This window comes from Flavobacterium azooxidireducens, from assembly GCF_023195775.1.
GTDB lineage: Bacteria > Bacteroidota > Bacteroidia > Flavobacteriales > Flavobacteriaceae > Flavobacterium > Flavobacterium azooxidireducens.
This window is the reverse complement of record NZ_CP096205.1, coordinates 1,123,074-1,139,727: the sequence shown is the minus strand read 5'-3', so window position 1 is coordinate 1,139,727 and position 16,654 is coordinate 1,123,074. Positions and strand designations below refer to the sequence as shown.

Below are 16,654 nucleotides of genomic sequence, written 5' to 3'. Positions count from 1 at the left end.
AAAATAATTTTAAAGTAAATCAATCTAAGAATGCTATATATTTTTATAGCTATACATTTACATTCAACTGTCCCAAATAAACAACAGTTCGCCCCCAATTTATGCATAAACTATTACTATTGGCAACTTCGGTTGCCCTAACTTGTCTTGTTACCCAAGCAAACGCACAAGCTCCCGTATTGGGAACTTCTTCCTCTTTTGCACTCTTTTCTACCAATGGTGCTGTGAGCAACACAGGACTTTCGCACCTCACAGGAAATGTAGGTACAAACAACGGACCGAACAACAATTTCGGAAACGTAGATGGTGTGATGCACAACGCAAATGGCTCAACAGCCGCTGCAGCTACCGCATTAACGATTGCCTATAATCAATTAGATGCTGCAATTCCAGACTTTTTCCCATCCTCATTATTAGGAAATGGAGAAACATTGGAAGTCGGAACCTACTTTATCGGCGAAAGTGCTTCACTAAACAACACCCTAACCCTAGACGCAGAAGGTGATGAAAACGCCGTATTTATTTTTCAAATACAAGGATCATTCTCATCCGCTGCAGGATCACAAGTCATTTTAACCAACGGAGCACTTGCCTGCAACGTATTCTGGAAAATAGAAGGTCTTGTAGATCTTGCCACTAACACCGTAATGAAAGGAACAATTGTTGCCAACAACGCCGCAATCATTCTTAACAGCGGAGTTTCCTTAGAAGGTCGTGCACTTTCTACCACCGGAGCCGTAACGGTATCGGGCGTAACAGTAAGAATGCCGTTAGGTTGCGGAACTCCCGAACTAACAGGTCCGCTTGCACCACCTTTAAACACTGTAGTTTGCTACACTGTTTTTTCAGGTAATGGCGAAGTAACCAATACCGGAATATCATTCGTAACCGGAGATATCGGAACCAATGTTGGATTAACAACCGGGTTTCAAGCCGAAAACGTAACCGGAACCATTCACCCAAACCCTGATGTATCAACGGCACAATGTGCTGCCGATCTAAACGTGGTTTACTCCTACCTAAACACCCTTCCGGTAGACATTCAATTGCTTTATCCTGCTGCTTTTGGCAACGACCTTGTGCTAACACCACATACCTATTTAATGAATGCCGCAACTGTGTTAACCGGAAAAGTAACCCTAAACGCACAAGACAATCCAGATGCAGTTTTTGTCATTAAAATCGTAGGAGCATTATCTACCTCAACCTATGCCACCATCGAATTAATAAACGGAGCACAAGCCAAAAACGTTTTCTGGAAAGTAGACGGAGCCATCAACTTAAATGATTATTCGGACTTTAAAGGAACAGTAATTGGCAACAACGGAGCCGTTATCCTTAATTTAGGCGTAGCCATCGAAGGCCGTGTGTTGAGCACCAGTGGCGGAATTACCACCTTTGGAATCAATGCCGTAATGACACCGGGTTGCGAATCGTTATCTACACCTTCCAATGAAGTGGCAAACAACACAGCCAAATTCTACCCAAACCCGTTCTCATCTACATTAACAATAGACTTAGCAGGAATAGAGTCAAGTTCTTCTGAACTTACTATCTATAACACCTTAGGAGCATTGGTTTATAAAACTGAATTAACACAAAATACTACTGAATTATCCTTGAACCTTCCAACCGGAATTTACTACTACAGAGTAGCCACTTCCAACGGAACCGTTCAAACCGGTAAATTGGTTTCTAAACAATAAAAGGTTATTTGTTACGGAAAGCCCTGCCATTTGGCGGGTTTTTTTGGTTTGGCATGAGCATAGTAGAATAAATAAACATAGATAATCTTTGCTATTTAAAGCTATATCACACTTTATGAAATATATTAAGGAGTAGTTGAAATGTTAAAGTTTTTTGTATTTTAGTGGGATAATAATAACACGATTACAATTGAGTATATCAGTGCCAATTGGGTAGATGTGCTGAAAGAAATATATAAAAACTGAGTATATAAATAACTTAGCTACAATTATTACCAAAACACGATGAAAAAATATGCAATTCTATTAGTAATGCTTTCGCTTATTTCAAGTGCAAAAACGAAAGATACAATTTACTATACACCAAGAGAGACTAAAATACAAAGTAATATCATTTTACCAGAAAAGTTAAAAATAGAACAAGTTTCAAACAAATCTGATAGTTTATTTGATAAAAGTTTACCTTGGATTAGTGCTCTTTTTATCGGAATAATTTCAGCTATTATAAACTTTTATATAGCTCATAAATTAAGGAAATCTAATGAAAGAAATCTTGAAAGACAGCTTGCTAGTAATGAAAGGAATTTTCAACTACAGATTGAAGCTAGTAAAGAAATTAAGATTTTAGAAATTAGGTCAAACATTGGAACTAAAAACCGACAAGATTGGTTAAATGATTTAACACAAACTCTATCAGAATATTTGTCTTCAGTTTCATTAATTGTTCCAAAATTAGAAATAGAAGAATTGAAGCCTCTTATTTACAGAGCATCATTGTCTAAAGCCAAATTAGAATTATTACTTTCTCAAGAAAAGGCTGAGCAAAAAAGACTTTTTGATAGTATTCAAAAAATATATAATATTTGCGTAGAAAGAGAAACAATAGAAAATCATACTTCTCAATTAGTTAAGGCAAGAACTGAAGTTATCGAGTCGGCAAGAGAATTATTTAAATTTCATTGGTCTAAAATTAAAAATCCATAGTAATAACTTTAACAAATAGCAGTTTTGCCACCCGCTAGTGCGAGCGTCACGCTCATACACACAAACAACATCAACTATTTTTCTATTTTTGAGAAGATATTGTTAAAAAGAATTAAATTGAGGGTACGAGCGTCTCCCACCCTCGTAGCAAAAAAAATTATTTCCCCTGAAAACAAACCTCCAACATCTGATACAAATCAGGATGTTTCTTTTTCATTTGCTCGGGTCTTTCAAAAAAGTATTCGGCAGCCACGGCTAGAAATTCGGCTTGGTTGGTGCCACCATAGTGTCTAATGTCGGATTCATTGTTGTTGATTTCTTCCATTTTTTCATGAATGATTTTTAACCACGGAATGACATATGCTTTTTGCATCAGCACTTCCGGAATTCCATCTGTACTGCCGTCTAATTTATCAATCAAATGCACAAATTCGTGAATACCTGTATTGTGTTTTGGCGAATGCGGCGAAAAACCTTCGTGCAAGGCTTTTCGGGAGAGAATCATCTGGTTTTCAAAACGTCCGGTGCCAACCAAACCGCCAATTTTACGGTCTTTATCGTTTTGAGCAAAGCCTAAATCTTCATTAAAATGATCGGGATAGACCAAGACCGTGCTTAAATTTCGGTAATGCCATTCGGGGAAATTAAAAACCGGAATCACGGCACTGGAAGCAATATATACTTTATCTAAATCATTCAATTCAAAACCAACGCTTTCTAAGTGTACTTCGCTTAAAAATGTCATCATTCGGTTTTGAAAACGCGGTTTTTCCTTTGGCGATAAGTCGTCGTAGAATGCCACATGCTTCAAAAGTAAATTATGCCACTTAGGTGGAAATTTTTCTACTTTCTTTTTTTGATTTGAGTTAATCGCATAAATAGCAAAACCAATTAAAAGTAAAAATACAAAGGCGGTTGTCATAAACGGATGATCTTATTTAAAGTGAGAAAGTATTCCTTTAAAAACACAAGTAAACAGCGTTTGAATAAATATAGTAAGTTTATTTGAATGGTGGTTTGGTTTGATTTTGAAGAATAGTAAATAGACACATCAATTGCACATTACTTCTTCCACCGCATCGTCTCCATCAACGTTTGCATATCATCCTTAATATAACTCGCTGCTGGCATAATCGAGTCAAAATTGGGTTTTGCATAAAAATATACTGAGCCAGTCACAAAATGTTGGATACTGTCGGTTAAGTAAAATTGGGTGTTGGTCGCGGCATTTCCGCCCACTTGATAAAACATGCCGTAGACTTTGTCTTTCGTGTTGATAAAAGGCGTTTCTACAATATCATCGGCTTTGATTACGTGTTCGTAGGTAAGTTTTTGAGCGTCTTTCAATAAAGCATCAATGTTGTTCTCTACTTTTCGATACGTTAAATAAACCGTGGCTTTCATTTTAGGATACTGAATTGTGACATCGCAATTGTCTTTCACATTTACTTTAGTGTCTGTGTTATGATCAAAGTTAAAGTCACACGGACTATCAAATTGCATGTAATTGGCCATTTCATAATCCAATCGCAATTGAGCCGTTGGTTTAGGCAAAACGTCTTCTTTGCATCCTATCAATAAACAAAAGGCAAATAGTAATCCGAAATATACAATCGATTTATGCATCTAAGGTAACTTTAATTTGTTTTACTCGTTTTTTGTCAACCGATTCAATGGTGAACAAACATTTATCAAAAAAGATTTTTTGTCCTTTTTTGGGAAACGTTCCGATGATTTCTAAAATAAATCCGGCTAAGGTTTCGGCTTCGCCTTTTTTATCTTCAAACAAATCTTCGTCAACGTCCACAATTCTGTAAAAATCTTTGAGGTTTATTTTGCCTTCAAAAAGAAAATTCTTGTCGTCAATTTGCGAGTAATTGATATTTTCATCATCAAATTCATCACTAATATCGCCCACAATTTCTTCGATAATATCTTCTAAGGTTATCACTCCGGATGTTCCTCCGTATTCATCGACCACAATCGCCAAGTGATTTTTCATACCTTGAAAATCTTTCAGCAAGTTGTCTAACTTTTTGTTTTCGGGCACAAAAAATGGTTCTCTGAGCAAGGTTATCCAATTAAAATCGGTTTTGTCAATGTGTGGCAACAAATCTTTTACATACAGAACGCCTTCCACCTGATCTATATTGTCTCGATACACCGGAATTCTGGAATAACCTTTGTCCAAAATTTTAGGTAAAATTTCTTTAAAGGATTCATCAATTTCCAAAGCAAATACATCAATTCGAGGACTCATAACCTGACTCGTATCTGTATTTCCAAATGAAACAATGCCTTCCAGAATTTTTTGCTCTTCGTCGGTTGTATCATCCGAAGACGTTAATTCCAATGCCTGCGACAATTGATTTACGGAAATATTTGATTTTTGTTTGCCTAATTTATTTTCAAAATAAATGGTCACGGCACGCATGGGCATGTTGATTGGCGACAAAATCACGTTTAGTATATGAATCGGCCGTACCACCATTTTGGCAAATTTAATATTGTTGCGGTTGGCATATACTTTCGGTAAAATTTCGCCGAAAAGTAAGATTAAGAAGGTGACAACACCAACTTCAATAGTAAACTGCAACCAATCGGGATAAATAGTTCCCAACAAATCATTTTTAACAAATGAAAATATAATTACGATACCTATATTAATAAAATTGTTGACTATCAGTAAGGTAGCCAACAATTTTTTAGGTCGTTTTAATAAATTGGAAATTAAGTTTCCTTTCGTTTCATTTTGCTCAATGGCTTCCTCAATATTTTTCTGAGAAAGCGAAAAGAGAGCCACTTCGGCACCCGAAACCATGGCTGAAAAAAACAACAAGACAATAATGCCAAGCACTCCAAAGAGTAAACTTGTGTTTATTAATTCCAGAAAACTCGCGGGGTCTGCGTCCAAATGTTTAAAAATTGGTTATACATTAATAGGCTTGGTCATCATTATCTGAATTTCTTCCGCCTTGGCTGTCAAAATTAGTGTTTTTATTTGAATCCTGATTTTGTTTATGAAGTTCCGTTTCCTTTTTTGTAGTTAAAAAAGTAAACTCAGTCACTTGAATTTCAGTTGTATATTTGGTCTGGCCATCTTCTGCCTGCCATTGTCTAGACTTAATTCTTCCCTCTACATAAATTTTATCGCCTTTAGAAAGGTATTTTTCGCAAATTTCGGCGGCTTTGTTTCGAACTACCAAATTATGCCATTCTGTAGAAGTTAGTTTTTCGTTAGTCGTTTTGTTAATATAGACTTCGTTTGTTGCTAACGGAAATCTACCAATACAATTACCACCATCAAAATAGTGCATTTTTACGTCGTCTCCTAAGTGACCTATTAACATCACTTTATTTAAAGTTCCATTCATAATATTATTTAAGTTGATTATTTGGATTATATCAAAGTTACAAATTTAATAACAGTTTAGAAATTCTTTTCAATAAAATTAAAAATTACAATTGGAAATGGAAATTTTTTTACTGCTTCTTTTGAAATTCCTTTTTCAATTTTCCCATCTACATTTAGTCCCCAAAACCTGATTTTCAGTCGTTGATGTGATAAGATGTGTAAAACACTTTTTTCATCAAAAGGTTTTATCGAAACCAATTTATTTGTAAGAAAAGATGTGGTAGAAATTTTTTCAATTAGTTCTTCTTCATCCAATTCCTTTTCCGATTCAATCAGCGGGAATTCATATAAATTATGCCAAATCCCTTTTGATGTTCTTTGTTGAATAAGTAAATTGCCACTTTCATCTTCAAAAACCAAATAATTAAAATAGCGTTCGGTTACTTTTGTCTTTTTTAATTTTATTGGAAGCAAATCTACTTTTTTCTTTTGTAATGCAGCACAACTTTCATTAAAAATACACATTGAACAAATTGGGTTTTTGGGCACACATTGCAAGGCTCCAAATTCCATCAACGCTTGATTGAATAAATCCGGTTGTTTTTTATCGATGAGTTCATTGGCCAAAGCCGTAAATTCTTTTTTGGCTGTAGCCGATGAAATATCGGTTTCCACATCAAAATAACGAGCAAGAACACGAAAAACATTTCCATCCACCACGGGAACAACTTCTTTTTGACTAAATGAAGCAATTGCTGCAGCGGTATATGTGCCGATTCCTTTTAATTTTAATAATTCGGTGTAGGTTTTTGGAAACATTTCATTGCACTCAAAAGCGATAATTTGAGCGGTTTTATGTAGATTTCTTCCTCTGGAATAATAACCTAATCCTTGCCAAAGTTTTAAAACCTGTTCTTCGGAAGCATTTGCTAAATCAAAAACCGTGGGAAAATTTTCAACAAACCGCAAATAATAAGGCAAACCTTGAGCTACTCTTGTCTGCTGCAAAATGATTTCTGAGAGCCAGATTTGGTATGGATTTGTGGTATTTCGCCATGGTAAATCGCGTTTGTTTTCTAAATACCATTGAATAAGCCGATTAGAAAAAGTCATAAAATTGAATTGGTTAACAAAAGTATAAGTTTATGTAATTAAATTTTAATCAATTATGCTTGAATATTTGTTTTTTTAATTTGTATATTTGCACTCTCAAAAATTTACACATAAAATTTAACACGCAAGAAAATGACGAAAGCAGATATCGTAGCGAAGATTTCAGAAAAATTAGGACTTGAAAAAGGAGATGTTCAAGCAACAGTAGAGTCTTTTATGGAAGAAGTTAAAAACTCATTAGAAACTGGAGACAATGTTTACTTAAGAGGTTTTGGAAGTTTTATCATCAAAACAAGAGCTGAAAAAACAGGAAGAAACATTTCAAAAAACACAACAATCAAAATTCCTGCTCACAACATTCCGGCATTCAAACCTGCAAAAGTATTTGTAGAAGGTGTGAAAACCAACACTGAAGTAGCAGTATAACTCATTTATTAATACCAAAAAGATCACACTATGCCAAGTGGAAAAAAGAGAAAAAGACATAAGGTAGCAACGCACAAACGTAAGAAAAGAGCGAGAGCTAACCGTCACAAAAAGAAAAAGTAGTTCTAAACTACTTTTTTCTTTTACAAAAAGTTCTTTGAAATGAAACAGTAAAAAACAATAACTGTTTCACCGGGTACAAACTACCTGTTTAAAATATTGTTTAATCCATCCTAACTTTGGGTTGATTGGTTGCGAGTTGCGAGTCGCGGGTTTTACCGTTAACTGACAACCGACAACCGACAACTAAATTGTTCGGATAAAAATTTACAACGTGAATAAAGAATTGATCATCAGGTCAGGTTCTGAAGCAGTAGATTTTGCCTTATTAAAAGATGGAAAACTAGTAGAATTACACAAAGAAGAGGAGCAAAAGAGCGGCTTTCAGGTGGGTGATATTTTTATTGCCAAAATCAGAAAACCGGTTCCGGGGCTTAACGCGGCTTTTGTAAATTTAGGCTTTGAAAAAGATGCCTTTTTACATTACCACGATTTAGGACCCAACTTATCTTCGATGTTGAAATTTACAAAACTTGTAAGCACAGGTAAACAAAAAGATTTCTCCCTTAAAAACTTTCAGTTTGAAAAAGAAATCGACAAAGACGGTATCATCACTGATGTGTTGAGTGCCAACCAGTCGGTTTTAGTACAAATCGTTAAAGAACCTATCTCAACCAAAGGTCCAAGAATTAGCTCCGAGCTTTCCTTGGCGGGAAGATATATCGTTTTGGTTCCTTTTTCTGACCGCGTTTCTGTTTCTCAAAAAATAGATTCGAAAGAAGAAAAAGACCGTTTAAAGAAACTTGTACAATCTATCAAACCAAAAGGATTTGGTGTTATTGTTCGCACAGTAGCAGAAGGCAAAAAAATAGCCGAATTAGACCAAGACATGCAGAATTTACTCAGTAAATGGACTGCCATGTGTAAAAAATTACCAACGGCTCATCATCCGTCAAAAGTATTAAGTGAAATGAACAGAGCTTCATCCATTTTACGTGACGTGTTTAACGATTCCTTTACCGGAATTTATATAGACGATGAAGAGTTGTTTGAGCAAACAAAGGAATCAATTGAAGAAATTGATCCAACAAAAGTTAATATTGTCAAGTTGTACCAATCAAAAGAGTTACCCATCTTTGAAAAATACCATATCGAAAGACAAATAAAAACGTCTTTTGGCAGAACGGTATCGATGAGCAAAGGAGCTTATTTGATTATTGAACACACCGAAGCTCTTCACGTTATAGATGTGAATAGTGGAAATCGTTCCAATAAAGCTCAAAATCAAGAAGACACAGCCTTAGAAGTAAATATGATTGCTGCAGCAGAAGTTGCCAGACAATTGCGTTTGCGAGACATGGGTGGAATTATTGTTGTCGATTTTATCGATATGCAAAATCCCGAAAACCGAAAAGTGCTTTTTGATTTCTTGAGAGAAGAAATGAGCGATGACAAAGCAAAACACAAAATCTTACCGCCAAGTAAGTTTGGATTAATCCAAATCACACGACAACGAGTAAGGCCGGAAGTTAACATTAAAACAAGAGAAGAAGATCCAAACAACGGAACTGGAGAAATAGATGCTCCAATTCAGGTAATTGATAAGATTAATCTCGATGTTGAACGACTAAAAAATCATAAAAAGTTGGTGCTTAACGCCCATCCTTTTGTGGCCGCATACCTAACCAAAGGTTTTCCATCATTACGTTCAAAATGGTTTTTTGAACATAAAAAATGGGTGAAAATTATACCTCGTGATGCTTACACGTTTTTACAATACCAATTTTATGATAAAGAAGGTAATGTAATAAAAGAATAAAAATGAACGTCTGCCTTTTGGTGGGCGTTTTTTTTTGGATAAATTTCACGAAATTTTCGTTTTTGACACGGATTTCACTAATTTACACGAATGAAATTCTTGTTATAAATTTCACAGAGAAATTCTTTTTAGTTCTTTTGACAAAGATTCTTCTTTTTTGACACGGATTCCACTAATTTATACGAATTATGAATTTTGTAAAGAGAAATGGTTGTTTTTTAATTTCATAAAAACTACTAATTGAAAAAGATTTTCACGCTTCGTCTCCCCCTCCTTTGGAGGGGGTCGGGGGGAGGGAGGTTTAATCACATTTATATTATGAAAACAAAATTGTTATTCCTCTTTATGATTTGGATAATCTTCCAAACCACAACCTCAGCTCAATCAGGTTGCACCGATGTTTTGGCTAGAAATTACGATGTTAATGCTATTGAAAATGATGGCAGTTGTTGTTATAAACGATTAAAAATAAAAGAATTTACTTCTGTTATTTTAAGTGATACACTGAACGAAACTTCGGGTTTAGTGGAATGGAAAAATCATTTTTATACACACAATGATGATACGGATTTGCATCTTTATCAATTGGACAAAAAGGGTTCAATTACAAAAAAGATAAAATTAAATGGCGTTAAAAACAAAGATTGGGAAGAACTCACACAAGACATAACCCACTTTTATTTAGGTGATTTTGGTAATAATGCGAGTGGAAATAGAACTGATTTAACCATTTATAAAATTGCAAAAGATTCACTTTTTGAAAATCCTAAAATTGAAACAATTACTTTTTCTTATCCTGAACAAACTAATTTTTCAAAACAAAAAAGCAACTCAACCGACTTTGATTGTGAAGCTTTTATCGCCACCGAAAATGAATTGATTTTGTTTACCAAACAATGGAAAAACAACCAAAGTGCTGTTTATCGTTTGCCCAAAAATCCCGGAAATTATTCAGCAGAATACATTACAACCCTAAAAGTAAAAGGATTAATCACAGGAGCTACTTTTGTGGAAGAAAAAAACCTCATCGCTCTTTGTGGACATAACAAAAAATTGAAACCTTTTGTATATTTAATTACTGATTTAAACGATTTCAACTTTGAAAAAGCCAATCAACGAAAAATCAAATTAAAACTTCCTTTTCATCAAATTGAAGCCATCAGTTCGACAAATGGTATTGATTTTTATATTACGAATGAACGATTTTCTAGAAATATTATCGGAACAGTTGAGCAACAGATTATCAGCTTTTTTTTGAAAGAAAATTAATTTTTTCATCATTTTCATTACAACTTTTTCATCCCAAACTTTAAATACAACACCTATATTTTGTCTCGAAATCAAGAAAAAAAGTTAATAAAACATCAATATCTCTAAAAATTAGCATCTTTTTAATGTTTTAGATGATATATTAATAATTTTTATAGAATATGTTTTTATCTCATAATTTTATCTAACTTTGTATACAAATCAAAATAACCTACAAGCAAATAAATAATTAACAACGCCAATTAAATTATATTTTGATGATGAAGAAAATACTACCTTTATTTCTACTAATTAGTAGTTTATATGTAAACGCACAAGTAGGCGTTGGAACAACTTCTCCAGCTGCAACTTTAGATGTTACAGCAACTAATCCAACCGGAACAGCCACAAACGTTGATGGTATTCTGATACCAAGAATATCAAGAGAAAGAGCTCAGTTGATGGCAGCAACTCCAACTTCCACTTTGGTTTACATTAATGATGTTGCTTCGGGATCTGCATCAGGGACAACAATTAATGTAACTACAGTAGGTTTTTATTTCTTTAACGGAACAATTTGGGAAAAAATTGCAGCAGGAGTTAGTAACGATTGGTCGTTAATTGGAAATAGCGGAACTTCCGCTACAACTAATTTTATTGGCACAACCGACAATACTGATTTAATCTTCAGAAGAAACAATTTAAGAGCCGGTAGATTAGGTTTAGACAACACCTCTTTTGGTTTAAATTCATTAAATCCCGCAACAACTGGAACTAGAAATACAGCGATTGGAGCCAATGTTTTAAATGTCAACACAACAGGTACAAGAAATACAGCCATTGGCGAAAACACTATGTTTTTAAACACTACCGGCGGAGAAAATGTAGCCATGGGTGCCGGTTCTTTGTATAGTAATACAACTGGAAATCAAAACACCTCTATTGGAAGAAACTCTTTAACAACCAATACTACCGGCAGTTCAAATACAGGATTAGGTTATATAACTTTACGAGATAATACTACCGGCGATTTTAACACAGCGGTTGGTAGAGCTTCATTAATAAGTAACACTATTGGTGTTGAAAATGTGTCTGTTGGAGTAAATAGCTTGTTTGCCAACACAATCGGAAACTATAATAGTGGTTTTGGAGTTCAATCGAGCAGGTTAAACACAACAGGCTCAAACAATACCGCGATCGGTTACCAATCTCTGTACAGCAATGTAACAGGCAACAACAATGTAACCCTCGGAAATCAAGCTGGTTATTTTGAAACAGGAAGCAACAAATTATATATTGAAAATTCAAATGCAAATGCTGACAATGCTTTAATTTATGGAGAATTTACAACTGGGGCAAAAATATTACGAACAAACAGTCAATTTCAAATTGGAAATCCTAGTGTCGCAACGAGTGGCTACTCTTTTCCAACAACCAGACCTGCCACAGTTGCTAATCAAATTCTGCAATACAATGCCGTGGGTGCATTAAGTTTTCAATCGCCTTCTGCCGCTCTTAATGGCTTTGCGTGGCTCACAACCGGTAATAGTGGAACTGTAGCTTCAACAAATTTTATTGGTACAACTGACGCTATAGATTTTAGAGTGCGAACAGGCAACAATGAACGATTTAACTTTACCAGCAATGGTAGATTAAGAAGTTACAATGACGGAGATGCCGCTCAACCCACCTATTCATGGAATCCTGGAACAGGCTCAACCATGGGTATGTATAGAATTGGAGCAAATATTTTAGGCTTTTCAACTGCATCAACAGAAAGATTAAGAATTAATGCAACTGGACAGGTGATAGTGAATTCTGCAACAGCCTTTGCAACTTCTACTTTTCATACTTTAGCCACCGGTAACAACGATGCCGTTGTCGGAAATGCTACTGGAACGGGTAGTGCAGTTTATGGTCAAAATAGTGGTACAGGAGAAGGTGTATATGGTCTAAGTAGCAATGCAAATGGTATTGGTGTAGTCGGTAATAATACAAGTACCGGAACAGGTGTATATGGCCAAACAGTAGGTGCAACTGGTGCTGGTGTTTTTGGAGTGGCCAATGTAGCGAATGGTGCAGGTTCCTATGGAACCAGTAATGGTGCAGGCGGAACTGGTGTTTGGGGAAATACTACTGGAAATCTTGGTAGTGGTGTTTACGGTCAAGCTAGTGGCACAAATGGAACGGGAGTTTATGGATTTGCAAACAATACTGGTGGTGATGGTGTTATAGGTGAATCAACAGTGGCAAATCGTTACGGTGTTTGGGGAATTAATGATAATGCGTCCGGAATAGGTGTTTTTGGTAGTACTACAGGAGCAAATGCATTTGGCGTTAGAGGTCAAAGTGCCACTACAGCAACAGGTGTTTTAGGAACAAATACTGGAACCGGCAATGGTGTTTGGGGTGAAAACTCAGGCACTGGTGTAGGCGTAAGAGGTCAAAGTGTATCAACCGGAATTGGCGTTTTTGGATTTAACAATGGAGCAGGAAATGCAGTATTAGGTAACAACACGGGAACAGGTCGTGGTATAGAAGGACAAAGTGCCACAACAGGAATTGGTGTAATCGGGTTTAATACAGGAACCGGAGTAGGCGTTCAAGGACAAAGTGTAACAACAGGTATTGGTGTTATTGGTTTTAATACCGGTGCTGGTGTTGGTGTTCAAGGTCAAAACTCATCCACTGGTGAAGCAATTGTTGGTATAAATACCGGTTTAACAGGTGATGGAATTGTTGGTCAAACACCTGCAGGTTCTGCCGGATTTGCTGTTTTTGCAAATGGTGATATGGGAGCATCAGGAATAAAACCTTTTTATATCGACCATCCTACAGATCCTGCAAACAAATATTTGCGTCATTTTGCATTGGAATCTAATGAAGTGCTAAATGTGTATCGTGGAAATGTTGTTTTAGATACTAATGGAGAAGCCATTGTGACTCTTCCTGACTATTTTGAAGACATCAATACCAACTTTTCTTATAACTTAACATCAATTGGGTCAAAATCTGATGTATATATTAAAGATGAAATAAATAACAACCAATTTAAAATTGCAGGAGGACTTCCTAATCAAAAAATATCATGGCAAGTTTATGCTGAACGAAATGACTTATACCTTCAACAATTTCCTGAAAAAAGAGAAGTTGAGATCAATAAAGACCCCAATGATAAAGGAAATTATTTAATGCCTGAATTATTTAATCAATCTAATGAGAAAGGAATTTATAACAAAAGTAAAAAGGTTGAAGCTGTCGAAAATAAATCGCCGTTAAAAGAGAATACGGAAATTTCAACATTAGAAAGCACTAAAGAAAAAAGTGCTCGTTCAGAAAAAAAAGAGGTACAAGTCACCGATAAAGAAAAAGTGGTAGAAAACTAAATATAAAGAAACCGTCTCACCTTCTGAGGCGGTTTTTTTAGTTCACTCCCGCTCAACTTCTATTTTCCTTTTAATCTCACTTCCATTTTCATCCACCACAGTGATGTAATGAATACCCGAATTGGCTTGCATTGGCATTTCATGAAAGTTTTGTGTAACACCTAAATACGTATTATTCACATACCAATACAATTTGATGTTAGGTTGCGAATGAGCCACTTTTAAAATCACCGGTTGCACTTCACTGTCAAAGTTTTTGGTAAGATAGATTTTGCTGTTTGTTTTCGGATAAATAAAGTCCATAAACGGCGTTTGATTGTCCTCACAATCTTGACGAAAAGGCGGCAAAACCCAATAATCCATATTTTTACTTTTGTAATACCACTCCATCACAGGAGGCAGAACAAACCACGATTTAGTGACCATTTCGTCCACATTTTCACAATTGCTGTTTACCCGAAATTGTTCGGTTTTGTCCAAATGAACTAATTTATGATAGTTGCATTGTTCTGTTTGCTTAGCCGAAACCGGAATCCATTGTTTACTTTTAGGACAATTTTCTGAGGCTAAAAAACCACTTTTGGTACAAACTTCGGCTTGCTGCAAATTGTTCAACGGCTTTTCAAACCAATTGCTTCGTGGCAATAAATTGAAGACATCAAACAAAATCGGAGCTGCGTGACTGACGCCGGTTAATGATGGTCGACCTTCTCCTGTGGCATTTCCGACCCAAATTCCGACTACATATTTAGAACTTGTTCCGACAGCCCACGCATCACGATTTCCAAAACTGGTTCCGGTTTTCCAGGCAATAGGTAACGACGAATCATAAAAACGCCAAGCTTCATCGCCTTCGGGACGGTTTACTTCCTTCATTGCTTCGTAGGTTAAATAAATTGACCCTGCTCCCACAATGTTTTTTTGATAGGATAATTTTCCGAAGTCAATTTTGTTTTCAGCGACGTAATTCAACTCTGAAAATTCGTTTTTTCGGTATTGAAATTTGTTTTTTTGGTATTGATTTAATGTTCCTGTCAGACCGGAATAGGTTTTACACAAATCCCATAAATTGGTTTCTGCTCCACCCAAAATGAGTGATAATCCGTAGTGATTTGGATGTTTTTTCATCGTGGTAAAACCATATTGTTGCAATTGTTCGTAGAAACGATACACGCCAAAATCCTGTAACATCAAAACAGAAGGAATATTTAGCGATCGTGATAATGCTCGTCTCGCCGGAACCGCTCCGTCATAAGTTAAATTAAAATTTTGCGGAGTATAGCCTGAAATTTGTGTTGGAATATCAGGAACTAACGTGTTGGGTAACAATTCGCCTTCATCTAACATTCCGGCAAAAAGCAACGGTTTCAAAATACTTCCCGAACTGCGTGGAGCCGAAATAATGTCAACATCTTTTTGATGATTTTTGTCGGTGGGAGCATTTCCAACATAACCTACAATATTTCGGGTTTCAACTTCCACGACCAAAATGGCTAAGTTGTACACTTCGTTTTGTTTGTATTGATAATAATAATTTTGAGCAATTTGGTTCAATCGTTCTTGCAACGCAAAATCAATGGTGGTTTTTACTTTTTGACCTTCTTGTTTTTTGGCGGTTTTTTGTAATAAATGCGGAGCCATTTGCGGTAAGTCAAACGGTTTTTGTGGCAAAGGTTCTTGCAATGCCATTTCGTATGAAAGTTGATCTAACACTTCATTTTCGTATAATTTTGCCAGTAAACGATTGCGTTTTTCGAGTAAACGTTGTTGGTTTTTTCCGGGATAAATTAGGCTTGGAGCATTCGGTAAAACTGCTAATGTAGCCGTTTCTGCCCACGACAATTGATGCGATTGCACACCAAAATACCGCCACGAAGCCATTTCTAATCCAACGACATTACTGCCAAACGGAGCGTGGGCAGCATAGAGTTTCAAGATGTTATTTTTTGAATGACGAAGTTCCAAACGCGTTGCCAGAACCACTTCGATGATTTTTTCAAAATAGGTTCTGTTTTTTCCTTTTCGGGAAAGGCGAATGACTTGTTGGGTTAAGGTACTTCCGCCACGAACAACACGATTGGCTTTTCGGTTTTGCCGAAACGCATTCCACATCGAAATTGGGTTAAAGCCGGGATGATAGTAAAAATGCTGGTCTTCAAAAGCGATGATACATTGTTGAAATTTCTCCGGCACACTATCCGCTGCCGGAAACCGCCATTGGCCATCACGGGCGATTTTGGCTCCTAATAAATTACCTTCTTTGCTTTCGATAACGGTAGAATACGGTTCGTTAAAAAGTGTTCGTGGCAAACAAAAATAATAACCAACCAACAATAGTAAAATCAAAATGGATTTGATTTTGTTTTGGCCGATTTTGGTTTTGGTTTTATGGAGGAGGGGTTTGAGCACTGAATTAAAACTAATTTTTGTTATTCATATTTATCAAAACTATAAACTCCGAATTCAGAGACTTCGGAGAGCCTTTAGATTTGTTCATTGAAAATTTCGTAATTTTAGATTAACAACCAAACTGACAAAGTGAACCAGTTCGGTGGCA

The 16,654-nt window shown here is 35.9% G+C and carries 12 protein-coding genes; 6 read left to right on the top strand and 6 right to left on the bottom strand.

Annotation, left to right across the window (positions count from 1 at the left end):
• Window positions 1–101: 101 nt before the first annotated feature.
• Together M0M57_RS05080 and M0M57_RS05075 are read left to right on the top strand one after the other, a co-directional pair.
• On the top strand, window positions 102–1,706 hold the full coding sequence (locus tag M0M57_RS05080) for an ice-binding family protein (protein ID WP_248435971.1): 1,605 nt from the start codon (window positions 102–104) through the stop codon (window positions 1,704–1,706).
• Window positions 1,707–1,991: 285 nt separating this feature from the next.
• Window positions 1,992–2,690 (top strand): hypothetical protein, encoded by a 699-nt coding sequence (locus M0M57_RS05075; RefSeq protein WP_248435969.1) that lies wholly within the window; start codon window positions 1,992–1,994, stop codon window positions 2,688–2,690.
• 157 nt (window positions 2,691–2,847) lie between these two features.
• Here the strand turns inward: M0M57_RS05075 and M0M57_RS05070 are convergent, their stop codons facing one another.
• The 5 genes from M0M57_RS05070 to mutY form a co-directional block, all read right to left on the bottom strand.
• On the bottom strand, window positions 2,848–3,612 hold the full coding sequence (locus tag M0M57_RS05070; protein WP_248435968.1) for a M90 family metallopeptidase: 765 nt from the start codon (window positions 3,610–3,612) through the stop codon (window positions 2,848–2,850).
• Between the two features lie 140 nt (window positions 3,613–3,752).
• Entirely contained in the window at window positions 3,753–4,316 is a 564-nt protein-coding gene (gldD, locus tag M0M57_RS05065) for a gliding motility lipoprotein GldD (RefSeq protein ID WP_248435966.1), read from the bottom strand.
• Complete coding sequence (locus M0M57_RS05060; RefSeq protein ID WP_248435964.1) at window positions 4,309–5,604, bottom strand: gliding motility-associated protein GldE; 1,296 nt, start codon at window positions 5,602–5,604, stop codon at window positions 4,309–4,311. Before M0M57_RS05060 ends, gldD begins: the two co-directional genes overlap by 8 nt.
• A 22-nt stretch (window positions 5,605–5,626) precedes the next feature.
• Entirely contained in the window at window positions 5,627–6,064 is a 438-nt protein-coding gene (locus tag M0M57_RS05055) for a single-stranded DNA-binding protein (protein WP_248435962.1), read from the bottom strand.
• Between the two features lie 56 nt (window positions 6,065–6,120).
• Window positions 6,121–7,158, bottom strand: coding sequence for an A/G-specific adenine glycosylase (mutY, locus tag M0M57_RS05050; protein ID WP_248435960.1), 1,038 nt, complete (start codon window positions 7,156–7,158; stop codon window positions 6,121–6,123).
• A 132-nt stretch (window positions 7,159–7,290) separates the two neighbouring features.
• On the opposite strand from mutY, the gene M0M57_RS05045 reads away from it, so the two are divergent.
• The 4 genes from M0M57_RS05045 (at window position 7,291) to M0M57_RS05030 (ending at window position 14,097) form a co-directional block, all read left to right on the top strand.
• A complete protein-coding gene (locus M0M57_RS05045; protein WP_112085891.1) occupies window positions 7,291–7,584 on the top strand; it encodes an HU family DNA-binding protein in 294 nt (97 codons plus the stop codon).
• Between the two features lie 334 nt (window positions 7,585–7,918).
• Window positions 7,919–9,463 carry an Rne/Rng family ribonuclease gene (locus M0M57_RS05040; protein ID WP_248435958.1) on the top strand — a complete coding sequence of 515 codons (1,545 nt, stop codon included), beginning with the start codon at window positions 7,919–7,921 and terminating at the stop codon, window positions 9,461–9,463.
• Window positions 9,464–9,808: 345 nt separating this feature from the next.
• Window positions 9,809–10,732, top strand: coding sequence for a T9SS C-terminal target domain-containing protein (locus M0M57_RS05035; protein ID WP_248435956.1), 924 nt, complete (start codon window positions 9,809–9,811; stop codon window positions 10,730–10,732).
• A gap of 257 nt (window positions 10,733–10,989) precedes the next feature.
• Entirely contained in the window at window positions 10,990–14,097 is a 3,108-nt protein-coding gene (locus tag M0M57_RS05030) for a beta strand repeat-containing protein (RefSeq protein ID WP_248435954.1), read from the top strand.
• Window positions 14,098–14,139: 42 nt separating this feature from the next.
• Here the strand turns inward: M0M57_RS05030 and pbpC are convergent, their stop codons facing one another.
• A complete protein-coding gene (gene pbpC / locus M0M57_RS05025) occupies window positions 14,140–16,443 on the bottom strand; it encodes a penicillin-binding protein 1C (protein WP_248435952.1) in 2,304 nt (767 codons plus the stop codon).
• Between the last annotated feature and the right edge of the window lie 211 nt (window positions 16,444–16,654).

Bases quoted from the DNA above. Each gene is read 5' to 3' on its own strand.
- M0M57_RS05070 (WP_248435968.1), bottom strand. From the start codon at position 3,612: ATGACAACCGCCTTTGTATTTTTACTTTTAATTGGTTTTGCTATTTAT.
- M0M57_RS05055 (WP_248435962.1), bottom strand. From the start codon at position 6,064: ATGAATGGAACTTTAAATAAAGTGATGTTAATAGGTCACTTAGGAGAC.
- M0M57_RS05030 (WP_248435954.1), top strand. From the start codon at position 10,990: ATGATGAAGAAAATACTACCTTTATTTCTACTAATTAGTAGTTTATAT.
- mutY (WP_248435960.1), bottom strand. From the start codon at position 7,158: ATGACTTTTTCTAATCGGCTTATTCAATGGTATTTAGAAAACAAACGC.
- gldD (WP_248435966.1), bottom strand. From the start codon at position 4,316: ATGCATAAATCGATTGTATATTTCGGATTACTATTTGCCTTTTGTTTA.
- M0M57_RS05080 (WP_248435971.1), top strand. From the start codon at position 102: ATGCATAAACTATTACTATTGGCAACTTCGGTTGCCCTAACTTGTCTT.
- M0M57_RS05045 (WP_112085891.1), top strand. From the start codon at position 7,291: ATGACGAAAGCAGATATCGTAGCGAAGATTTCAGAAAAATTAGGACTT.
- M0M57_RS05035 (WP_248435956.1), top strand. From the start codon at position 9,809: ATGATTTGGATAATCTTCCAAACCACAACCTCAGCTCAATCAGGTTGC.
- M0M57_RS05075 (WP_248435969.1), top strand. From the start codon at position 1,992: ATGAAAAAATATGCAATTCTATTAGTAATGCTTTCGCTTATTTCAAGT.